The sequence below is a fragment of the Ruegeria sp. D3 genome (assembly GCF_056534465.1).
Genome location: NZ_JBQFPK010000005.1, coordinates 217,350 through 239,378, shown reverse-complemented (window position 1 = coordinate 239,378; position 22,029 = coordinate 217,350). Strand labels below are relative to the sequence as shown.

General features: G+C 57.1%; 23 protein-coding genes. 8 read left to right on the top strand and 15 right to left on the bottom strand.

The genetic code is table 11. The annotated features are described in order from the left end of the window. The first annotated feature begins 39 nt into the window (after positions 1-39). Positions 40-3,036 (top strand): cyclic nucleotide-binding domain-containing protein, encoded by a 2,997-nt coding sequence (locus ACR0DX_RS09975; RefSeq protein ID WP_480846016.1) that lies wholly within the window; start codon positions 40-42, stop codon positions 3,034-3,036. Here ACR0DX_RS09975 and ACR0DX_RS09970 read toward each other — a convergent pair. The 9 genes from ACR0DX_RS09970 to ACR0DX_RS09930 form a co-directional block, all read right to left on the bottom strand. Then, a complete protein-coding gene (locus ACR0DX_RS09970) occupies positions 3,033-3,320 on the bottom strand; it encodes an ArsR/SmtB family transcription factor (protein ID WP_170355056.1) in 288 nt (95 codons plus the stop codon). The two genes, ACR0DX_RS09975 and ACR0DX_RS09970, sit on opposite strands and share 4 nt — an antisense overlap. 109 nt (positions 3,321-3,429) lie before the next feature. Beyond that, positions 3,430-4,662, bottom strand: a complete 1,233-nt coding sequence (locus tag ACR0DX_RS09965; RefSeq protein WP_170354833.1) for a mandelate racemase/muconate lactonizing enzyme family protein — start codon at positions 4,660-4,662, stop codon at positions 3,430-3,432. 23 nt (positions 4,663-4,685) lie between these two features. After that, on the bottom strand, positions 4,686-5,780 hold the full coding sequence (locus tag ACR0DX_RS09960; RefSeq protein WP_170354834.1) for a Zn-dependent alcohol dehydrogenase: 1,095 nt from the start codon (positions 5,778-5,780) through the stop codon (positions 4,686-4,688). Positions 5,781-5,861: 81 nt separating this feature from the next. Then, a complete protein-coding gene (locus ACR0DX_RS09955) occupies positions 5,862-7,061 on the bottom strand; it encodes a TCR/Tet family MFS transporter (RefSeq protein ID WP_170724493.1) in 1,200 nt (399 codons plus the stop codon). Between the two features lie 60 nt (positions 7,062-7,121). Continuing rightward, a complete protein-coding gene (locus tag ACR0DX_RS09950) occupies positions 7,122-7,853 on the bottom strand; it encodes an alpha/beta fold hydrolase (RefSeq protein ID WP_170354836.1) in 732 nt (243 codons plus the stop codon). A 12-nt stretch (positions 7,854-7,865) separates the two neighbouring features. Next, complete coding sequence (gene pcaD, locus ACR0DX_RS09945; RefSeq protein ID WP_170527412.1) at positions 7,866-8,654, bottom strand: 3-oxoadipate enol-lactonase; 789 nt, start codon at positions 8,652-8,654, stop codon at positions 7,866-7,868. A 59-nt stretch (positions 8,655-8,713) separates the two neighbouring features. Next, positions 8,714-9,688, bottom strand: a complete 975-nt coding sequence (locus ACR0DX_RS09940; protein WP_170354838.1) for a threonine/serine dehydratase family protein — start codon at positions 9,686-9,688, stop codon at positions 8,714-8,716. Then, positions 9,685-10,512, bottom strand: a complete 828-nt coding sequence (locus ACR0DX_RS09935) for an alpha/beta fold hydrolase (RefSeq protein WP_170354839.1) — start codon at positions 10,510-10,512, stop codon at positions 9,685-9,687. The genes ACR0DX_RS09940 and ACR0DX_RS09935 overlap by 4 nt, the downstream gene beginning before the upstream one ends. Next, entirely contained in the window at positions 10,512-11,198 is a 687-nt protein-coding gene (locus ACR0DX_RS09930; protein WP_170354840.1) for a haloacid dehalogenase type II, read from the bottom strand. The genes ACR0DX_RS09935 and ACR0DX_RS09930 overlap by 1 nt, the downstream gene beginning before the upstream one ends. Positions 11,199-11,324: 126 nt before the next feature. Between ACR0DX_RS09930 and ACR0DX_RS09925 the strand changes: the two genes are divergently transcribed. Further along, positions 11,325-11,753: an FKBP-type peptidyl-prolyl cis-trans isomerase gene (locus tag ACR0DX_RS09925; RefSeq protein ID WP_170354841.1), complete on the top strand. Its 429-nt coding sequence runs from the start codon at positions 11,325-11,327 to the stop codon at positions 11,751-11,753. Positions 11,754-11,772: 19 nt separating this feature from the next. Here the strand turns inward: ACR0DX_RS09925 and ACR0DX_RS09920 are convergent, their stop codons facing one another. Genes ACR0DX_RS09920 through fabA form a run of 4 tightly spaced genes read right to left on the bottom strand, consistent with a single transcriptional unit; the run spans position 11,773 to position 14,591 of the window. Then, entirely contained in the window at positions 11,773-11,964 is a 192-nt protein-coding gene (locus ACR0DX_RS09920) for a hypothetical protein (RefSeq protein ID WP_170354842.1), read from the bottom strand. 59 nt (positions 11,965-12,023) lie between these two features. After that, the gene (locus ACR0DX_RS09915; protein ID WP_170354843.1) at positions 12,024-12,815 is read right to left on the bottom strand and encodes an enoyl-ACP reductase FabI; all 792 of its coding nucleotides are present in this window, start codon (positions 12,813-12,815) and stop codon (positions 12,024-12,026) included. Positions 12,816-12,820: 5 nt separating this feature from the next. Beyond that, complete coding sequence (gene fabB / locus ACR0DX_RS09910) at positions 12,821-14,050, bottom strand: beta-ketoacyl-ACP synthase I (protein ID WP_170354844.1); 1,230 nt, start codon at positions 14,048-14,050, stop codon at positions 12,821-12,823. Between the two features lie 31 nt (positions 14,051-14,081). Beyond that, complete coding sequence (fabA, locus tag ACR0DX_RS09905) at positions 14,082-14,591, bottom strand: bifunctional 3-hydroxydecanoyl-ACP dehydratase/trans-2-decenoyl-ACP isomerase (RefSeq protein WP_170326986.1); 510 nt, start codon at positions 14,589-14,591, stop codon at positions 14,082-14,084. A gap of 188 nt (positions 14,592-14,779) precedes the next feature. Here fabA and irrA point away from each other — a divergent pair, with 188 nt between their 5' ends. Beyond that, positions 14,780-15,196, top strand: coding sequence for an iron response transcriptional regulator IrrA (gene irrA / locus ACR0DX_RS09900; protein ID WP_170354845.1), 417 nt, complete (start codon positions 14,780-14,782; stop codon positions 15,194-15,196). A 2-nt stretch (positions 15,197-15,198) separates the two neighbouring features. Here irrA and ACR0DX_RS09895 read toward each other — a convergent pair whose 3' ends face one another. Next, positions 15,199-16,089, bottom strand: a complete 891-nt coding sequence (locus ACR0DX_RS09895; RefSeq protein ID WP_170354846.1) for a LysR family transcriptional regulator — start codon at positions 16,087-16,089, stop codon at positions 15,199-15,201. Between the two features lie 86 nt (positions 16,090-16,175). Here ACR0DX_RS09895 and ACR0DX_RS09890 point away from each other — a divergent pair, with 86 nt between their 5' ends. Next, a complete protein-coding gene (locus ACR0DX_RS09890; protein WP_170354847.1) occupies positions 16,176-16,973 on the top strand; it encodes a phytanoyl-CoA dioxygenase family protein in 798 nt (265 codons plus the stop codon). A gap of 68 nt (positions 16,974-17,041) precedes the next feature. Here the strand turns inward: ACR0DX_RS09890 and ACR0DX_RS09885 are convergent, their stop codons facing one another. Further along, the gene (locus tag ACR0DX_RS09885; protein WP_480845982.1) at positions 17,042-17,965 is read right to left on the bottom strand and encodes a glycosyltransferase family protein; all 924 of its coding nucleotides are present in this window, start codon (positions 17,963-17,965) and stop codon (positions 17,042-17,044) included. Positions 17,966-18,026: 61 nt separating this feature from the next. Between ACR0DX_RS09885 and miaB the strand changes: the two genes are divergently transcribed. The 4 genes from miaB (at position 18,027) to ybeY (ending at position 22,002) form a co-directional block, all read left to right on the top strand. Next, positions 18,027-19,346: a tRNA (N6-isopentenyl adenosine(37)-C2)-methylthiotransferase MiaB gene (gene miaB, locus ACR0DX_RS09880; RefSeq protein ID WP_170355057.1), complete on the top strand. Its 1,320-nt coding sequence runs from the start codon at positions 18,027-18,029 to the stop codon at positions 19,344-19,346. A gap of 182 nt (positions 19,347-19,528) precedes the next feature. Beyond that, a complete protein-coding gene (locus ACR0DX_RS09875; protein WP_170354848.1) occupies positions 19,529-20,290 on the top strand; it encodes an outer membrane beta-barrel protein in 762 nt (253 codons plus the stop codon). A 159-nt stretch (positions 20,291-20,449) separates the two neighbouring features. Further along, positions 20,450-21,469: a PhoH family protein gene (locus tag ACR0DX_RS09870; protein ID WP_170354849.1), complete on the top strand. Its 1,020-nt coding sequence runs from the start codon at positions 20,450-20,452 to the stop codon at positions 21,467-21,469. A gap of 41 nt (positions 21,470-21,510) precedes the next feature. Next, positions 21,511-22,002: an rRNA maturation RNase YbeY gene (gene ybeY, locus ACR0DX_RS09865; protein ID WP_170354850.1), complete on the top strand. Its 492-nt coding sequence runs from the start codon at positions 21,511-21,513 to the stop codon at positions 22,000-22,002. Positions 22,003-22,029: the final 27 nt, after the last annotated feature.

Below are 22,029 nucleotides of genomic sequence, written 5' to 3'. Positions count from 1 at the left end.
CAGTGATCCGCAACAGGGGCAGGTTCCATAGAACGCACGATTTTCCGCTTTATTTGGAAATACTCCAAACGCGATCAGTTGATCTTGCTGGCCGTGACTGCGACGCTGTTTCCGCTGCTTTACCTGACGCTGGAATTGCCAAAACGGATCATCAACGATGCGATCGGGGCCGGAAGCTCGGTGGTGAACGTGATGGGCTATCAGTTGCCGCAGACCACCTTCCTGATCATCCTGTGTTTCGCGTTTCTGGCTGCGGTTCTGGCCCACGGCCTGATGAAAATGCGGATCAACACGATGAAAGGCGTTCTGAGCGAGCGGATGCTGCGTCGTTTCCGGTATCAACTAATCAGTCGCGCGCTGCGCTTTCCCCAACCTTATTTCGAGCGCGTCAGCCAGGGTGAGATGGTCTCGATGATCACTGCCGAAAGCGAGCCGATGGGTGGGTTGATGGGGGACGCGATCAGCCAACCCGTGCTGCAGGCCGGGCAGATGATCACCATCCTGTCTTTCCTGTTTCTGCAAAGTGTCTGGTTCGGCCTTGCCGCGGTTGCCTTAATCCCGGTGCAGGCCTGGTTGATCCCCAAGCTGCAACGCCAGATCAACCTGTTAAACAAAAGCCGGATTCAAGAAGTTCGTATTCTGGCCGCCCAAATCGGGGAAAACGCGGCGGGCGCGTCGACGCTGCGCACGAATGGGGGGTGGCGGTACCGTCGTGCGATGATCTCGGACCAGCTGGGGCGGCTGTTCAGCATCCGTTTCGAGATTTACCAGAAAAAGTTCTTTATGAAGTTCATCAACAACTTCATTTCGCAACTGACGCCGTTCTTGTTTTATCTGGTCGGCGGTTTGCTGGTTCTACAGGGCTCAGTCTCGCTGGGTGCGCTTGTCGCGGCGCTGGCGGCCTACAAGGACCTGAGCTCTCCGTGGAAAGAGCTGCTGACCTACTACAATCAGACTCAGGACATGTCCTTGCGCTGGGACGTAGTGGTTGAACGGTTTGCACCCACGGGAATGGTTGACGAAAAACTGTTCGAAGGCGAACCAGACAGCACGCCGCGCCTGAACGGCGATATAACACTGGATCACGTCTCGGTCCGGGATATGGACGGCAATCAGGTTCTTGATGACCTGAACCTGACCTTTCCCGGTGGAAAAACCATCGGCGTCGCAGCCCCCAGCGAAGAAGATCGGCGCGCCCTGGCAGAATTGCTGACGCGCGAGATCATGCCTTCGTCCGGTCGGGTTGAAATCGGGGCGGAAAACATGGCCGACCTGCACCAAGGCGTCGTTGCTGCACGAGTTGGATACGCGTCTTCGCGTCCGGTGATGTTTCAAGGCTCGTTGGGCGACAACGTTATGATGCCGATGCGGTTCAAGCCGGTGACAGGCGGGGTCGAAGATCATGACTTTGCAGAGACCCGGCGGGCAGGGAATAGCGACGATCCCTACAGAGCCGAATGGCTTGACCCTTCGCGGGCTGGTGTTGAAAACGCCGAATCTCTGCGCGACTGGTGGCTGCATCTGATCGACGGCATGGGCTCGGGCGCGGCGCTTTTCCAACGTGGTGCAGAACAGGTCTTTGAACCGGACGAACATCAGGATCTGGCCCGGAAGCTTATTGAATTGCGACCCCTCGTACAGCAGGCGGTGCGAGATGCCGGGCTTGAACAGCAGGCCCTGATCTTTGACTGGTGCTGCTACAATCCTGCCTTACCCGTTGCCGAAAACCTGCTGTTCGCGACACCGCGTGTGCCTGTGACGCAGGACTTGCTGGCCCGCCAACCTGTCTTTTTGGGAGAGCTTCGAGAACTGGGCCTGGACGAGACACTGGTCAACCTGACGCGCGATGTGGTGGATATGCTGCGGCAGATCTTTGGTCTGGACGGCACAGACCATCCGCTGTTTCGAAAGCTGGGCCTTGAAGCACAGACTTATGAAAGCGCGATAGAATTGCTGGAGCAGACGCGGGATGAGGGGGTCTCGGGTCTGAATGACGAACAGCTCGCTAACCTGCTTGCGGTTCCCGTTGTGATTTCGGCCGAGCAAATCGGTCCGGCATTTTCAGATGAACTGAAGAACCGCATTCTTGAACTGCGCCACAGTCATTCGCATAAACTGCTTGAGACTTTGCACGACGTGTTTGTGCCACTGAATGCCGAAGAATTTGCGCCCGGCCTGACGGTGATGGAGAATGCGCTGTTCGGCAAGGTCAGTCAGATTGGGGGTGCGCGCTCGGACGAGGTGCGCAAACTGATCGTGGATGTTCTTGACCGCAACGGGGCACGGCCACAGGTGGTCGAATTGATCTATGACGTTCCGGTGGCGCTGGGTGGTCAGAATCTGCCGGCGGTTTTTGCCGAGCCGCTCTCGTTCACGCGCGCGACGATAAAGAAACCGGATATCCTGATTTTGGACAATGCGCTGGCCAGCTATGACATGGCCACGCAGGTGGCGGTCTATAAGAATATACGCTCTTTGCTGCCGGAGACGACCGTCATTTATCTGAACGATCAGTATGACAATCCGGATGTATTCGACATGTATGTCGAAATCCGGCAAGGTCGGGTGGTTTCAGATGAAGGACCTGCAGACGTGGAAGAAGACAGTGCAGCCTCGGCCGACTTGGCGCGCAAGCTGCGCGCGCTTGAGCAGACGCCGCTGTTTTCGGGTCTTGACCGTCGTCAGCTGCGCCTTTTGGCCTTTGGTGCCCGCTGGTTTGATGCCAAGCCTGGCGAGGTTGTGTTCCTCAAGGACGACCAACCCACAGATGGGGCCTATGTGGTGTTGGAAGGCGAGGCGGGTCTGTATCTGCCACAACCTGACGGACCGGATCAGTTGATCACAAAAGTTGGTGCAGGAGCGCTGGTCGGAGAGCTGGGCCTGATCCGCAAAGAGCCGCGCGCACTGAGCATGCTTGCCGAGACGAACCTGTCCTGCCTGCGGATCGGGGAAGAAGAGTTCTTGGCCGTTGTCGAAAACGATGCCGCCACGGCCTTTAAGCTGATGCAGGTGATTGCAGGGTATGTGTCAAACTAGTCTTGCGGTTTACAGAACAGGTCGTAAAGCAAACCAATCATTTGGGCTGTGTTTCCGTCCTGCAACGAATAGTAGATCGTTTTCCCCTCGCGCCGGGTCGACACCAGCCCCTCGCCGCGCAATCGCGCCAGCATCTGGCTGACGGCGGCTTGTCGGATATTCAGCAGGTTCTCAAGCTCACCTACTGATTTCTCACCTTCGCCCAAATGGCAAAGGATCATCAGGCGGCCTTCATGGGCCAGAATTTTCAAGAACGCAGCGGCATGCGCGGCGCTCTCTTGCATATCTGAAAGGGCGCTGTCCTGATCCTGAGCGTCTTTTTCCTTAAGTGTCACGTGGGGGCCTGCTTGCGATAGGGGGTCAAGGTAATATGCCCCAAACCGCAGCAGTTTGTCACCCCTCGGTTGCAGGGGCACCGCCCTGAAACGCATTGCCGTCGACGTAATTGCAGGGCTCTTCCTGCATCTGAAGGTGTAATCCGTCACCTGTGAAAGGATGCGCCCGCGCCAAGTCTTCGTCGACATCGATGCCCAAGCCTGCAGCCGTAGGTGCCGTTACAAAGCCGTTTTCAACGCGCAACTTGCTTTTGATCAGGGCGTCGTGAAATGGGGTCTCGATCGTTTCCAGCAAAAGCAGATTTGGGATCGAAGCCGCCAGATGAATATTCGCGGCCCATTCCACCGGCCCCGCGTATAAGTGCGGAGCCATTTGTACGTTAAAGACCTCGGCCATTGCAGCGACTTTCTTCATTTCCCAGATGCCACCGGCACGGCCCAGTGCAGGTTGAAGAATCTCGGCTGCGCCAGCGCGCAGGACGGCTCCGAATTCGGCCTTCGTGGTCATCCGTTCGCCTGTTGCCACAGGAATTCGGACATTGCGGGCAACGCGGGCCATGTCCTCGATCATGTCGGGGGGTGTGGGTTCTTCGAACCACAGTGGCGAATATGTCTCTAGCGCCTGACCCAGGCGGATCGCACCGGCGGTGTTGAATTGGCCATGGGTTCCGAACAGCAGATCTGCCTTGTCGCCCACGGCCTCACGGATGGCCTTGCAGAAGGCGACAGACATCGAGATATCGGACATTGCAGGCATATGCCCGCCGCGTATTGTATAAGGCCCGGCAGGGTCGAACTTGACCGCTGTAAAGCCGCGTCGAACCATTTCAGCAGCGCATTCAGCTGCCTGATCAGGTGCGGTCCAAAAGTCGTTAAGATTATGCTGGGGTAGGGGGTACAGATAGGTATAGGCGCGGATCCGATCATTCACCAGCCCACCCAGCAGAGCGTAGACGGGACGGTCGCGATCTTTGCCCAGAATGTCCCAGCACGCGATCTCGAGCCCCGAAAACGCGCCCATAACTGTCAGATCGGGTCGTTGTGTAAAGCCGCTGGAATAGGCGCGGCGGAACATAAGCTCGATGTTTTCGGGGTTTTCGCCCTGTATGTGACGCTCAAAGACGTCCCGAATGACGTGGCGCATAGCATCAGGGCCTACAGATGAAGCATAGCATTCGCCCCAACCGGTTATGCCTGTGTCGGTCGTGACTTTGACCAATATCCAATAGCGCCCGCCCCAACCGGGTGCCGGCGGAGCGGTCACAATGATGTCGAGGTCCTGCAGCTTCATGGCGTCTCCTCCGGTCGTTTGCCTCAGGCTTTGTCGAACATGATCACGTTTCGCTTGGCCGAGCCGGTTTTGGTGTCTGCGATCGCCTCGTTGATCTGCGACAACGACCACCGGCCCGAGATCAGCTCGTCCAGCTTCAGCCGCCCCTGTTCATACAAGTCAATCATCCAGGGAATATCGCGCTGTATGACCACGTCGCCCATTTTCGATCCGATCAGACCCTGCCCAAGCGCTGCAAGGATAACGGGTTCATAGCTTGACTGATCACCTGAATGAGGCATCCCGATCATGACAGCCTTCCCACCGGGTCCAAGATAGCGGGGTGCCTGATCGTAGGCTGGGATGGCGCCCACCGTGATCAGCACGGCGTCGGCCCCACGCCCGCCCAAGGCTTTGTAGGCGTCCTTCCATGGTGACTTCGACGTCGCTAAGACACCATGCGTCGCACCGAACTCTGCAGCGATGTCCAACTTATCTTCGGTCATGTCGACGGCCACAATGCGCCGCGCTCCGGCGATACGCGCGCCTTGAATGGCGTTTAGCCCCACGCCGCCAGCACCGATCACGACCACGTCCTGCCCTGGACGCAAACCGGCGGCGTTCACCGCGGCACCCACGCCGGTGATCACACCGCAGGACAATAGGCTAGCTACATCCTTGGGCATGTCTGACGGGATTTTCACGATCTGACGGTGGCTGACCACAACTTTTTCGGCAAAGGCACCGCAGGCCATGGCCTGTTCCAGCGGTCCACCGTCGGCTGTGCGCAGCGGCCCTTTAACGGTGTCATATGGCGTTTCGCAAATCGTTGGGTTGCCGCCTGCACAAGACGGGCAGGATCCGCAGGCGCGGATGAGGGTGACGACAACCGGGTCGCCGATGGCAAAGCCCCCAGCTGCCGGACCAACCGCAGTAATGACGCCCGCGGCCTCGTGCCCATAAACGGCAGGCAGGAACCCACCCCAGGCACCGCTTGCGTAGGATATATCCGAGTGGCAGATCGCGACCGCGTCCAGAGTGACTTCGACCTCGCCCGTTTGAGGTGGCGCGATTTGGATGTCCTCGATGACCAAGGGGTCACCGAAGGCCCGGCAGACGGCGGCTTTGATTGTTTGCATCTCTTCCCTCATTTCCTTTGGGTCACGGTGGCGCGCCCGATTGCAGGCTGCAAGGTGGAATCCGTCACAGCGGTGTCGCTGTTACACTTTTTTGGGTTTTGCTTTCAGAAAGGCTGCAAAGCCGACGACCATCAAGACCATGGCCAGCAAGAAAGGGGCACCCGGCAGATAAAGTCCCGTATCTGGTCTGGCAAACTGCGCAAAGACGCTGGTCATCAGCAAGGGGGAAATCACCATCGATAGGGCATGCAGTGAGGTAAGGACGCCCTGCAACTCGCCTTGCTGGCTGTCCGGCGTAGCCTTGGACATCATCGCTTGCAAGGCGGGGGTCACAACCGCACCCAACGCGGTGAGAGGGATCATCAGCAATGCGATCAGACCACTTGTCAGAAACGCCAGAATAGCGAAGCTGATAATCTCGATGACCATGCCGTAGATGATCGTTCCTCTTTCGCCCAGATACCGGGTAGCTGGCCGGATCAACCCGCCTTGAACAGCGGCCATGCCAATTCCATAAACACCAAGGGACAAGCCGATCATCTGGGGGGACCACCCAAACCGTTCGGTGGTGAAATAAGCCCAGATGGCAGGGTATACGTAAATTGAGATCGAGTAGAGGAAATAGACCCACAGCATCGGGCGAATGCCGGGCAATCCCGCAATGGCGCGGAGGGAATTAATCGGGTTTGCGCGGCGCAGATTGAAAGCTCTGCGCGTTTTGTCGGTCACGGTTTCGGGCATTACGAAAAGACCAATTGCAAAGGTCACCAATGATAATGCAGCGGCTGCCCAGAAGGGGGCACGGGTCCCGTATTCGCTCAGCAGGCCGCCGATCACGGGGCCCAAAACGAACCCGACGCCGAAAGCTGCGCCGAGCAGACCGAAATTGGCCGCCTTTTCTGCGGGTTTGGAAACATCTGCCATAAAGGCTGCTGCGGTGGCGTGGGTGGCCGCTGTGACTCCGCCGACAATCCGCCCAACCAATAGCAGCCAAATACTGCCCGCCAATGCCATGACCACATAGTCCAATGACATAACGAATAGTGACACCAGCAGAACTGCCCTGCGCCCATAGGCGTCTGAAAGATTGCCGAGGATGGGGCCGAAGACGAATTGCATTGCCGCAAATGCAGTGCTGAGAACACCTCCCCAAACTGCTGCACTGGCCAGCGTACCGCCCTGAACTTCGACGATGAGTTCGGGCATGATCGGCAGAACCAGCCCAATGCCCATTGCGTCGATCATGACTGTGAGCAGGACAAAGAAAAAGGGAAGACGCATGGAAACCGCTGAGTGAATACTCCGGCACTCTAGCCACAGAGTTTATCGCTGAAAAGTGGCTTACGCCCCGCTCTCGTGGGGCAAGTCACTTGCGATACTGTCCAATATTTCAGCCAGCAGACCCGGATGGGAAAAGAACGGAGAGTGAGAGCTGTCGATGCTATGCCGCATGGCTTCGGGAACACCGAAACTCATCTGCTTTTGATACTCGGGCGGGATCGTGCGGTCGTCGGTGGCTTGGATATAAGCCTTGGATACGCGCGCGAATGCATCGCTGAGCGGCAGGGGCGTATCTTGCGGCGCAATGGCCTGAGGACATAGCCGCGAAAGCGCATAGGGTACGGTTTCAGCCGGGCAGTCGTGATAAAACAGATCCTGAACCCGCTCGGGCTTGACCGTGTAGGATAGACCATCTGCCGATTTATCCACCGCATCTCCGATGGTCTGACGAGGGGACTGTCGGCGCATCTCTATCATCGACATCCCGTCTTTGGGAAGGTAGGCGCACAAATACACCAAGGCGCGCATCCTTGTCGGCTGGGCCTCGGCCGCGGCGCTGATCGGGTAGCCGCCCCATGAATGCCCGACGACAATCGTCTGCGGCGAACACGCCTTGAGTACCGCGTCGCGGCATCCCTGCAATGTGACCTCGGAAACCGGTGTCGGATCAGCACCGTGGCTAGGCATGTCGATTGCGCGTGCCGTATGCCCCAAGGCGGCAAGTTCGGGGATCAGATCGCGCCAGCACCACGCACCGTGGCATGACCCATGGACCAAAAGGAAATCTGCCAATGCTGTTCTCCTTCAGATATGCCCGATATCCGCCAGGAAACGGCTTAGAATCGCTGCGTATTCCTGGGGTTGCTCGACACAGGGCAGATGCCCGGCTCGGCGCATCAGTTCAAAACGAGAGCCGGGGACAAGATCAATGGTTTCTCGTACCAGATCAGGCGGAGTTGAGCCATCCTCACTGCCGGCAATGCCCAGTGTAGGCAATCTTAAGCCGCTGGTTGGCGTATAGAAATCCGTGCCTGAAATCGCCGCGCAACATCCCAAGTATCCGTCCTCGGGTTGTCGCGCCATCATGTTGCGCCACAACAGGTGATCTGGCGTCGCCAGAAAGGCTTTTGAGAACCAGCGTTCCATTGTGGCGTCTGCCAGCGCTTCGATCCCACCTTCACGAATGGCGTCCATACGCTGGTTCCACATCGCTGGGGTGCCGATTTTGGCCGCGGTATTCGACAGGACCAACCCCCGGATCAAGTCCAACCGTTTGACGGCCAAGCCTTGTGCAATCAGCCCGCCAATCGAAAGGCCCACGAACACACAGTCCCGGATTTCGAGGTGATCCAGCAGGGATTCTGCATCCCGAACCAGCGCCCCCATAGAATACGGAGCGGGCGGTGCAGAAGACAGCCCGTGCCCCCGTTTGTCATACCGGATCAGACGAAGCCCGGCCGGCAGATGAGGCAATACGGCGTCCCAAAGCCGCATATCCGTGCCCAGCGAATTGGCGAACACGACCGGTGCCCCGCTTGGATCGCCATCCTCACGGTAATGGAGCTTTATGTCCCCGAAATCTGCAATTTGCATGACATAATCCCCGTTCGTCATACGTTAAGCCAGCACCCTGCCTTATCGGTCCTGTGTTGTCAGGTCAGGAATTCCAGCGCTTTTCCAAAGACTTCCGGGTCAGCGTTGCCGCCAGATGCCACTACGATAACAGTGTCGCCTTCAATTTCGGTACCACGGTACAAAGCGGCAGCCAACGACACAGCGCCGCCTGGCTCCAACACTATTTTCAATCGCAAAAATGCTTGGGCCATGGCGCGAAGGGCTTCCTCTTCCGTGACCGAAAGGCCCGGACCGCACAAACGGTTCAGGATGGGAAAGGTGAGGTCGCCGGGCTGCGGTGTAAGGATCGCATCGCAAAGATTGCCGGATGTCGCCTTGTTCGTCTGAATATGCCCGGTCGCCAATGAGCGTTTCACATCGTCAAATCCTTCGGGCTCACACGGGCGGGGGCGAAGCCCCGGAGCGTGACCCTCCAATGCCAGCGCGATTCCAGACGTCAGCCCGCCTCCGCCGCAGCAGACAAGAACGTCGGCTTGGGTGACACCAAGGGCAGTGGCTTGCCGGGCGATCTCCAATCCCGTCGTGCCCTGACCCGCTATAACCTGTGGTTCGTCATAGGGGCGGATCAGCGTCAAGCCACGCTCGGCTGCAAGGGCTTCGCCGATCTCTTCACGGCTTTCATTGGCACGATCGTACAACACCACTTCTCCGCCCAAAGCGCGGGTGTTGTTGATTTTCAACTGCGGCGCGTCCGAGGGCATGATGATGACGGAGGATATGCCGTGTTGTGCGGCGGCATACGCTACCCCCTGTGCGTGGTTGCCCGACGAATAGGCGATCACACCGCTCTGGCGCTCGGCTTCACCCAATGCGGAGATGGCCGACCAAGCCCCTCGAACCTTGAAACTGCCCGTGTGCTGCAGGCATTCGGGTTTAACCAGAACCCGACGGTCGGCAAGTTCATCAATGAACGGAGAGGACAGCAGCGGCGTTTCCCGTACATGTCCTTTCAGCCGTTCAGCGGCGGCTTCGATCATTTGCAATGTGCTCATAGGGCGTCCAGTGTTTTTCGGATCAGTTCCAGCGATTCAGGTTCATCCAGAAAAGGCGCATGGCCCCGATCTGGAACCGAGACAGAGACCAGCCCCGGATGTCGATCATGCATCTCGGCCAGGGTCTGCTCGCTTAGCACGTCCGAGTTTTCGCCGCGAATAACACCGGTCGGGATGTTTCGCAGAGCTTCAAAGAACAGCCACATGTCCGGTATCGCGCCTGCCGCTGCCTGATCCAGAAGAGCGGTGCGCAGGCTTGGGTCGTAGCGCAGTTTCAAACCTTGCGGGGTTTCCTCGTTCTGGAACTCAGCCATTTGTCGCCACCTTTGCAGTGGGACACCGGGGAAATGCGCCTGCATCATGTGCTGCAGGGCACGCGCCGCGTCGTCATAGGTCTTTGATACGGGTTGTTTGCCGACATAGTCCATGATCTTGGCGATACCCGACGTATCGATGACAGGGCCAATATCGTTAAGCACAACTGCGGCCAGACGCTCCGGGTGGCTGGCAGCCAGTGCCATGGCGATCAGACCCCCGCGTGACGTTCCGATCACTGATACCCGCTCAAGGCCAAGGTGATCCAGCAATTCAATGGCGTCATGCGCTTCGCGCAAAACGTTGTAGTTGCTATGGTCGGGGTCATAGTCCGATTGTCCACGCCCCCGGTAATCCATTGCGATCATTCGATGATCGGTCATCTGTGGCGCCAGAAACGAAAAATCCTGCGTGTTACGGGTCAGCCCTGCAAGACAGAAAACAGGTATGCCGGACCCGGTGTCCTCGAAATATAGTTTCTTGCCGTCAGTGGTCGTGAAAAAGGGCATTACAGTCCTGCGATTTGGGGAATGGTCGTCAGGTCGGACAGTACATGCGCAGGCTTCCATGGCAAGCGATCCATCGGCTCCTGTGCCCGGTTGACCCAAGTGGTCACAAAGCCGTACCCGCTGGCCCCCGCGGCGTCCCACCCGTTTGAACTGACAAACAGAACCTCGTCCCGCGCGCATCCGAAACGTTGTTGAACCAGATCATAGACTTTGGAATGCGGTTTGAAGACGCCGACACTTTCGACCGAAAGAACATCGTCCAGTACATCGCCGATGCCAGCCGATTGGACCGCTCCGTCAAGCATCGGAGGGGAGCCGTTCGACAGTATTGCAGTCTGAAGGCCGCCGGCTTTCAGAGCGGCTAGCATGGCGGGAACCTCGGGGTAAGCCTGCAATTCCCAATACAGGTCCAGCAAGCGCTGTCGCAAGGTCGCGTTGCCGTCCAGACCAGTGGCCTCCAGCGCCCAATCCAACCCATCTTGGGTCACGTCCCAGAAATCAGCATGAGCGTCGGCAACGGCGCGCAGCCATGTGTATTGCAACTGTTTCAGGCGCCAGTAATTCGCCAGATCGGGCCACTTTTCCTGCAGTGATTCAAAGCCCGGTTCTGCCGCGGCCTGTCGTGCCGCAGCCGCTACATCAAAAAGCGTGCCATAGGCGTCGAAAACGCATGTTGTGATCGGCATCGTGTCCCCTCCATCCATCCGGCGCAGGTTTGCACAACAGGTGGTCGCTTGAAAGGGGGAAGGGTTTACAATGACGTGTCAGCCCCTAGGGTTGGCCGTTCAACTCTTTAACGGCCGGAGGCCAGAATGACCGCAATCAAACAGGGCGACACTGTTCGCATTCACTACACCGGTACGCTGTTGGACGGAAACGTCTTTGACAGTTCGGACGGGCGCGACCCGTTGGAGTTCGTGGTGGGCTCGGGCCAGATCATCCCGGGTCTGGACAGTGCGATGCCGGGTCTGACGGTTGGCGAAAAGAAGCGAGTCGAGATTGCCTGTGTTGATGCCTATGGACCGATTAATCCAGAAATGCGGCAAAGCATCCCCCGCGAAGGTATCCCGGATGACATCCCCCTGACACCAGGATCACAACTGCAGATGCAGACGCCTGAAGGTCAGGTGCTGCCAGTCACCGTGGTCGAGGCTGACGACGCAACAGTGACGCTGGATGCAAATCATCCATTGGCAGGTCAGGATCTGATTTTCGACGTCGAGGTTATTTCGGTCAACTGACCTATCGTAGTAGGGAGGATCAGCCTGTAATCAGGCTGGTCCAGGATTCGAACTCAGCACGAACCTGCGGCTGCGTGAAAAACACAAACAACATTAACAATGTTGTCAGGCCCAGCAATGCAATCCGCCCGCGTACCCCTAGAAAACCCGATTTACGACGGGACCTAGAGGAGCGCGCGTTGCTTGCAACAATATGATCAGCTTTGCTCATGCCGCCTGTTTTGCCGGTGAAAGATGGTCAAATCTTGGCACCGGCAGGGAAAACTCGGGTCACATAAAGTCTGGCTGCGGCATGCCCAGTACGTGGAACCCGCCATCTACCTTGATAATCTCGCCCGAGGTGCAGGCTCCGGCTTCTGATGCCAAGTACACAGCAGTGCCGCCCACGGCCTCCAGCGTCGCGTTCGAGCGCATGGGCGCATTCTGGTCGCAGAACTTGTAGGTCTTGCGTGCGCCACCGATGGCCGCACCGGCCAGTGTTTTCATCGGACCGGGCGAGATGGCGTTCACGCGAATGCCTTCGGGGCCTAGATCATTGGCCAAATAGCGCGTAGCCGATTCCAGCGCCGCCTTGGCGACACCCATCACGTTGTAGTTCGGAACCACGCGGTTCGAGCCCTGATAGGTCAGCGTCAGCAAAGTGCCACCATTGTCCTTCATCATGGGATAGGCGCGGCGGGCGACCTCGATAAAGGAGTAGGCCGATACATCCATCGAATGTTTAAAGTTCGCCCGCGTTGTGTTCAGGAACCGGCCGGTCAGTTCCGACTTGTCCGAATAGGCGATTGCGTGGACCACGAAATCAATCGTCGGCCAACGCTGGGCTAGTTCGTTAAAGGCGCGATCCAGCGATTCGTCGTCGGTCACATCCGCGTCGACCATGAAGTCGCTGCCGAGGCTTTGCGCCAAGGGCTCCAGCCGCTTTCCGAATGCTTCGCCCTGATAGGTGAAGGCCAGTTCGGCGCCCGCTTCGTGCATGGCCTTGGCGATGCCCCACGCGATCGAGCGGTCATTGGCCACGCCCATGATAAGGCCGCGTTTGCCTTTAAGAAGATCCGACATCACATTCACCCGTTATACTTTGAAAGAACCATGGATCCGTTGGTGCCGCCAAAGCCGAAGCTGTTGGTCATCACCGAGTCGAGTCCCGCATTTTCAACGACTTGCGTTGCAATTTCACCGGGCTGGATGCCTTCGGCGAGCGTTTCGACATTGATCGACGGTGTAATGAAATCATTGTCCAGCATCAGCAGGCAGAAGATCGCCTCCAATGCGCCCGCAGCGCCTTGCGCGTGGCCGGTCATCGACTTGGTCGAGGAAATCGGCGGCACGTTGCCTTCACCAAAGATGCGGCGCACGGCTTCAACCTCGCCCACATCGCCGACCGGGGTCGAGGTCCCGTGGGCGTTGATGTATCCAACCTTGCGGCCTTCGGGCAGCGTCGACAGGGCCAGACGCATCGCGCGTTCGCCGCCTTCACCCGAAGGGGCCACCATGTCATGCCCGTCCGAGGTGGCTGCGTAGCCGGTCACTTCGGCATAGATCTTGGCACCGCGCGCCAATGCGTGATCAAGGTCTTCCAGCACGACGATGCCGCCGCCGCCGGAAATCACGAACCCGTCGCGATTCTGATCAAAGGCGCGCGAGGCTTTGTCCGGCGTGTCATTGTATTTCGAAGACATCGCGCCCATCGCGTCAAACAGGCAGGACAGCGTCCAGTCCAGCTCTTCGCCGCCGCCTGCAAACATCACGTCCTGCTTGCCCAGCATGATCTGTTCCGCCGCGTTGCCGATGCAATGCAGTGAGGTCGAGCAAGCCGAGGTGATCGAGTAGTTAATGCCCTTGATCTTGAACGCGGTCGCAAGGTTGGCCGAAATCGTTGAGCACATGCATTTCGGCACCGCAAACGGCCCGATCCGCTTGGTCGCGCCATTCTTCAGTACGGTTTGGTGCGCAGTCAGCATCGCACTGGTCGAGGGGCCACCCGAGCCGGCCACCAGACCTGTGCGCGGGTTCACCACCTGATCTTCGGTCAGACCGGAATCTGCGATCGCCTGGCTCATCGCGATATGGGCATAAGCCGCGCCGGGACCCATGAAACGCAAGGTGCGCTTGTCCACATACTCGGTCACGTCGATCTTCAGCGACCCTGCAATCTGGCTGCGGAAACCGTGTTCGACCATCTGGTCGTTGGCCTCAATGCCGGATTTGCCAGCTTTAAGTGAGGCCAGAACCTCTTGGGCATTGTTCCCGATGGAGGAGACAATCCCCAAACCGGTGACAACTACTCGACGCATATGCGTGCTCCTTATTTCGGGCCGATCAGGCTCAGGCTTCGGACAGGACGACTTTCATGTCCTTGACGTCGTAAATCATTTCACCGTCCGCTTCGACGATACCATCCGCCACACCCATGGTCAGGCGGCGCGTCTGGATCGCTTTTTTGAAATCAATTTTGTAAGTCAGCATCTTGCGGTCGGGGCGGACCATGCCGGTCAGCTTGACCTCGCCCACGCCAACAGCCATGCCACGCCCCTGCCAGCCGCGCCAGCCCAAGTTAAAGCCGGTCAGCTGCCACAGGCCATCAAGCCCCAGACAACCGGGCATAATCGGGTTGCCGGGGAAGTGGCAGTCAAAGAACCACAGGTCCGGAGTAATGTCGAATTCCGCCAAAACATGACCTTTGCCATGGGCTCCACCATCGGCTGAGATATCGGTAATCCGGTCCATCATCAGCATCGGCGGGGCGGGCAACTGCGCGTTACCGGGGCCGAATAATTCGCCACGGGCGCATTTCAGCAGATCATCCTTGTCAAAGCTGCTCGGGAATTGGGCCATTCTTGCCGCCTCTCCTGCCAGGGGTCCGTTTATCTAATCTGGCCTCGTCTAGCACCCGTATGCAAGGTCCTGCAAGAGCGGTGACATACATCATGACCAGTTCCGTCTGTTCTTGCGAATGAATTTCATTTGAAATTCCTAGGCCTCAGCACTTATATATACACAAGCAACAAATCGGTATCGGATTCATGACACCAGAAAGCCAGAGCATAGCCACTAATTGGTTGGTTCACGCCGGATTGCGCCCGACGCGTCAGCGTGTGGCCCTGGCCGAGCTTTTGGTCGGGGACGGAAAGCACCGTCATGTGACGGCGGAAAGTCTGTTTGAATCAGCTAAAAAGAACGGCGATGCCGTGTCTTTAGCGACTGTATACAACACTCTGCGGGCATTCTGCGACGCGGGCGTTCTGCAGGAAATCACCGTCGACGGGTCGAAAAGCTATTTCGACACCAACACGCATGATCACCCGCATTTTTTCTGGGAGGATGAAGGGCGCCTGAGCGATGCACCATCCGAACAGCTTGTGATCCAGCGCCTGCCCGAAGCACCCGAAGGGGTCGAGATCGCTTCGGTCGATGTCGTGATCCGGTTGCGAAAGAAGTAACCTTACGTCGTTAATTCCGACAGGATATCTTGCGCTCTGTCCAAGAGGGTGTCCATTGGACCTGTTCCATGCCGTGCGAGCACGACGGGCTCGGCTGCGAAATCATCGGTGACAGGTCGACTAACCAGTGGCATCCCATCGTAGCTAACTGCAGCGGGGATATTCGCATAGGTCATAGCGACTCCTTCATTGTTTGCGGCCAGGCTGCGTTGGATTTCAAGTGATGCAGCGCGGTGTGCGACATTGGGTGTCTGCCCAGCTTTGCGAAACAAAGTCAGAAAATGTTGGGCAGAAAGTCCTTCGTCCGACAGGATCAAGGGATACGCCGCGATTTCCTTCAACGAGAGATGCCTGTGCTTTGCAAGCGGATGATCCGGAGACATCACCGCGTTCGGGCATGTGATGCAGAGCGACTTGGTCGTGAACCCGGCATCCAGCGTCAGCCCATAGGTAATCGCAAAGTCGATGTCACCCTGAACTAAGCCTGAGATTAAACCTTGGAAATTATCTACCCGGTAAGTCACATGGACATCTGGAAGGCCCTCTCGCAACAGGCGCAAGGCGCGGGCGAGCAGGAAGGGGGCAAGATCGTCGAAACATCCCAATCGCAAACGAGCCGCTGCTGGCCCCGTGGAGGTTGCGTTTTCCAGTTTCGCGGCGCGCGACAGCAATGCCTCGGCCTGTTCGATGAATGAGCGCCCTTGCGGGGTCAGGGTCATCGCAGCACCGCGCTTTCGTGTGAATAGCGGGTACCCCAGCTGGTCTTCGACCCGTGTTAGCGCGTTGGACAAAGCCGGTTGCGAAACATTCAGATGTTGGGCTGCTGCGGACAGGCCGCCGTATCGTCCAATGGCGCAGACATATTCGTATTGTCTAAGTGAAAGGTATAACATGACTTTATATTTAGCTTCAAAAGATATGACTTGAACAGAGATCAATGCCATGCACAGATCACAACGCAATCGGCACGGAGACTGACATGACCCATCCCCTTGTGACGCAAGACATGATCGACACCTATCAGCGCGACGGTGTTGTTCTGATCCGGAGACTGTTTGCCGATTATGTGGACACCTTGCGCGATGGGGTTGCGGCGAACATGGCTGAGCCTGGCCCATACGCTTCGGACAATAAGAAACAGGGCGAGACCGGACTGTTTTTTGACGATTATTGCAATTGGACGAGGGTCGACCAGTTTCAAGATGTGATCCACAACTCTCCGGCAGCTGAGGTTGCCGCCGATCTGATGCAGTCACAAACTATTCAGATGTTTCACGACCACGTTCTGGTGAAGGAACCGGGCACCTCAATGGCAACGCCGTGGCATCAGGATGGGCCGTATTATTTTGTTGAAGGTCAGCAGACGATCAGTTTCTGGTCGCCGCTTGATCCGGTGACAAAAGCGACCTTGCGCTGCGTGGCCGGATCGCACCAGTGGGAGAAAGAGGTTCTACCGACTCGCTGGGTGTCCGAAGAAGGATTCTTTCCCGATGAAGGTCAGTACATTCCTGTCCCTGACCCGGATGCTGAAGGGATGCGCGTGGTCGAGTTCGAGATGCAGCCAGGTGACGCGGTAGCGTTCAACTATCGCACGCTGCACGGCGCGCGCGGGAATCACTCTGACAGCCGCCGTCGTGCGTTTTCACTGCGTCTGGTGGGCGACGACGCGCGCTATGTAGAGCGACCCGGTCGAACCTCTCCCCCGTTTCCGGGCCATGACATGGTGCCCGGGCAGCGTCTGCGTGAGGATTGGTTTCCGATGGTGTGGCCACGATAGGGGGCTCTGCCCCCGGCGCGGCGGGGCCGCACCTCTCCAGGGATATTTTTGGCCAGATGAAGGTTGGATCAGAACCACTGACCGGGTTCGATCAGGCCCAAATCCAGCAATTGGGTCGAATTCCATTCGAACGCGACCGAGTTCCGCCACTTGAAGCTTGGGATGTCGAAGGTCGACCCGGCGTTTGATTTCAGTGCTTTAGCCGCACGGAATGAGCAGATCGCTGCGGTCAGGTTGTGGTGCCAAGGGCAAGAGTACGTGTTATATTCTGGTTCGTTAAAGGTGTGATCGGGCAACAGGCGCAGATTTTTGCGGGGCTTGAACATGCCAATCCTGTCGATGCGGCGGCGTTCATAGGGGATGTGGTCTTCGAACCTCCAGCGCAAACCACCGGACATGTCCAGCTGGCGCTCTAGCGGCTGACCGTCAGGAGTGTGGCGAGTGTGGGCATAGTATCCAATGCGGTCCAGCATAGCACGATCCGGAGCCACTCCGTTGGGGAAAGCCGTAAGGTTATCGGCATACAGATCGACCACATGGGTCAACATCGCATCGCGGCGTTCTTCGGTGTGAAAGGCTAGCATCTCGCCGATGGTGCGGGTCTCGCAGAAGGGGAAGAACAAGTATTCGGCGTTGTAGCAGTAATACATCCAAGTGGATGGAGCGGCTTCAATCACCTTGTTAATCGTGTCGAAAACGACGGTCCGCGGTGCGCAGGTCAACGCAACCCGGTGAATACGTTTTGTCAATTCCTCTGGCAGTGTGAATTCTGCGGGCATGAAGGCGATCAGATTGGTAAACCCAAGTTTCAGGTGATGGCGTATTGTACTTTCGAGTTCGACATCGTCCTCGGCAAAGATCAGGGCAATCGGCCCCTTTTTCAGCGCATCCGGGCCGGATTGCAGGAAAGAGTTTACAGAGTCGTACTGCATGGCCTGTTCGCGCTCGTCTTGCTGGTGTTTTGGGTCAAAATCGGGTAATCGCGCGGGCATTGCAAGCGGCGTTCGTAAGGTATAGATGACGCCGATCCCGCGAACGCAAAAGGCCCTACCCATGTCGGAACCTAAAAAGCTGTACATCAAGACCTATGGTTGCCAGATGAACGTCTATGACAGCGAACGTATGGCCGAAACGCTCGGCGGTCAGGGATATGTAGAGACAAAAAGACCCGATGACGCTGATATGATCTTGTTGAACACCTGCCACATTCGTGAAAAGGCGGCTGAAAAGGTCTATTCCGAGTTGGGTCGCTTCAAAGGTCTGAAGGCGGAAAAGCCTGATCTTAAGATCGGGGTGGCGGGCTGTGTTGCGCAGGCCGAGGGCGAAGAGATCATGCGCCGTCAGCCTTTAGTCGATCTGGTGGTGGGGCCGCAAAGCTATCACCGTCTGCCCGAGATGGAAGCCAAGACCCGCGAGGGTGCCAAGGCGCTGGACACCGATTTCCCGGAAGAAGACAAGTTCGAAAAGCTCAAGAACCGACCCAAAGCCAAGCGCGGTCCCACGGCGTTTTTGACCGTTCAGGAAGGTTGCGACAAATTCTGTGCCTTCTGTGTTGTGCCCTATACCCGCGGAGCCGAAGTCAGCCGCCCGGCGGATCGCATCATCCGCGAGGCGCAGGATCTGGTCGAACGCGGCGTGCGCGAAATCACTTTGCTGGGTCAGAACGTCAACGCCTATCACGGGGCTGGCCCGAACGGTGACATGACGCTGGCCGGGCTGATCTGGGAGTTGAACAAGGTTGACGGGCTGGAACGTATCCGATTCACCACGTCGCACCCCAACGACATGGCCGATGACTTGATCGAAGCGCACGGAACCTGCGACAAGCTGATGCCTTATTTGCACCTGCCGGTTCAGTCGGGCTCGGACCGGATTCTGAAACGGATGAATCGCAGCCACACGGCTGACAGCTATCTGCGCCTGATCGAACGCATCCGTGAAGCACGGCCCGATATCATGATGTCGGGCGACTTCATCGTGGGCTTCCCCGAGGAGACAGAAGAGGACTTTCAGGCCACGTTGGATCTGGTGGAGCAGGTCAGATACGGGTACGCGTATTCGTTCAAGTATTCGACGCGACCGGGAACGCCGGCGGCCGAGCGGTCTCAGGTTGATCCTGAGGCGGCGGATGACCGCCTACAACGTTTGCAAGCTGTGATCACCCGCCATCAGCGCGAAATTCAGGATGCCATGGTAGGCCGGAATGTCCGTGTTCTGTTCGAAAAGCCGGGGCGCCTGCCTGGCCAAATGGTCGGAAAATCCGAGTATCTTCATTCGGTTCACGTCTCGGGCGCCAATGTCGAGGTGGGTGAGTTGCGCGACGTGCGCATCACCGCGTCGGGGGCAAATTCGCTTGCGGGCGAGCTGCTCTGAACCTAGCTGAAACTGTGGTGAAAACACCAACGCCTGATTCTGAACCGAAAATTAACACTTGATTTATGACTTCGATCTATGCTCGGAGAAATGCTAGATTTTTTAGGGGTCTAGGGTTCCATACGTATCAGGAGTTCTAGTCCTCTAGGCAGATCAGTGTGTCGATATGTCGGAGAGTGCGAGTGTTTGAATTGACCGTTCTGAAAAGCTCTGGTTTGCGTCTGTTCTGGGGGCTGCTTACCTCCATTGTCTTCGGGTCCTGCGCTTTGGCCGGGAATTCAGAACCTGGTCTCACTGATCCGCCAGTTGTCAACCCCACGCGTTCTAACGGCGACATAAGTGCGTTTTACCTGGGCGTTACCGGTGGGTATTCTATCGGAGGAACAGATGAGTTTGGGTTGGCAACGCCCGGGGCCACATTTCCCGTTGGAGACTTGGATCTGAAGGGGTCATTCGGCGGTGTTCGCGCCGGTTGGCGCGGAGTGCTGCCTGCGCGAAGTGGGCGCGATTACATATATGGGCTAGAAATTGGGTACGAGTTCGGCTCGATAGATGATGAAGTCACCACCTCGGTCAATGGCGTGTCTGTTACCGGCGGCTCCGAGGTGTCTGATATACTTTCGGTACGGTTTCGCAGTGGCCTAACGAACAAAAGCGGCAGTATTTTGTATTTTGTGTCTGCTGGTTATGTTCGCGGAGATGTCGAAACGACGAACAGCCTTACGTTTGGTTCGACAGCCCAATCCTTCCAGGAATCCGACAGCAGGAATGGTTTTTCTGTCAGTATCGGAGCTGAGCACAGCCTGAACGACGATTGGTCGATCACTGGTGAATACGAATATGTTCAGTTTGAGGGCAAGGATGTCGAGTTCGGCAACGGGTTTTCGACCCGTTCAACGCCTGAATATCGCAGTCTTCGGTTTGGCTTGAACTACACCTTCTGACCTCCTTAAGTCTGGTGGCCTTTGGGCCTGAAGTTGGTTCGAGATACTCGAGTGCAATCGGCGGTTTTGTCATTCGTTTGCGAAAATTTGAATCTGTGGCTTGCGCCCACCGGCAATTGTTGTCACGCTCGGGGAGAAACGCCAAGACAGGAGAACGGATTGGCCATCGGTGCCCTTACCCCACCGCAAGATGAAATGCCCCAGCGTGAGGCGTTTGTTGAATTTCCCGACAACCGGTTGTTGATTGATTTGTGCGGCGAATATGACCGTAATCTGACCGACATCGAACAAAAACTCTCGGTGCAGATTGTGCGCCGTGGCAACCAGCTTGTGGTCATGGGCGACGAAGACGCCCAGAAACAAGCGATCGAAGTGTTGCAGGCGCTTTATACAAGGCTGGAAACCGGCAAGGATGTCGAAGCCGCCGACGTGGATCGCGAATTGCGCATGGGCGGGTCCGAGAAGGGAACGGGAAGTCGCGAAGGTGATCAGCTCGAGATGTTCAAGGGCGGAACGGTCGAGATCAAAACCAGAAAAAAATTGGTCGAACCGCGCACAGATGCCCAAAAGGCCTATGTCCAGTCGCTGTTCAACAATGAACTGGCCTTTGGCATCGGGCCAGCGGGTACGGGCAAAACCTATCTGGCTGTCGCTGTTGGTGTGTCGATGTTTATCGGCGGACATGTGGACCGTATCATCCTAAGCCGCCCTGCGGTCGAAGCCGGTGAAAAACTGGGTTATCTGCCGGGTGACATGAAGGACAAGGTCGATCCTTATATGCAACCGCTGTACGATGCGTTGAACGATTTCCTTCCGGGTAAACAGTTGGCCAAGCTGATCGAGGAAAAGCGAATCGAAATTGCGCCCCTGGCCTTTATGCGCGGTCGAACTTTGGCAAATGCGTTTGTTGTCTTGGACGAGGCACAGAATGCCACGACTATGCAGATGAAGATGTTCCTGACGCGCTTGGGCGAGGGTAGCCGAATGGTGATCACCGGTGACCGCTCGCAGGTGGATTTGCCGCGCGGGGTTCAGTCAGGTCTGGCCGATGCGGAACGGTTGCTTAAGACGATCCCGAATATCAGCTTCAACTATTTCACTTCAAAAGACGTCGTGCGCCATCCGCTTGTCGCCGCGATCATCGAGGCGTATGAGGCCGACGCGGGCCGTGAAACCTGAGAGGTTTCAGGCTACGATGCCGGGGGCTTTGGACGACAGACATGAACCTTGAACTGACGGTGGAAGACACCCGCTGGCAGGGGCTGGAGCCCTTGGCACGCCGCGCCATTCAGGCGGTTATGGACCATTTCCACCTTCAAGAAGATTGTGAAATCAGTCTGTTGGCCTGCGACGATGTCCGTATCGCGGATCTGAACGCTGAATTCCGGGAAAAACCCTCTGCGACTAATGTACTGAGTTGGCCTGCCGAAGATTTGGCCGCGGACATTGCAGGTCAGCCGCCGCTATCTCCGACCCCGGATTTTACCGGAGAGACGGCTTTGGGCGATATCGCGATCTCATTTGACACCTGTGCGCGTGAAGCGGCTGAGGCAGGAAAAGCCATGGATGATCATGTCACACATCTGATCATTCATGGAATGTTGCATTTGTTGGGATATGATCACATCCGTGACCCGGACGCCACTTTGATGGAGGGGGTCGAAGTCGAGATACTTGGCAAATTGGGTATTGATGACCCATATACTGTTTAATACGGGCCATTTTGGCCGATCATTTGG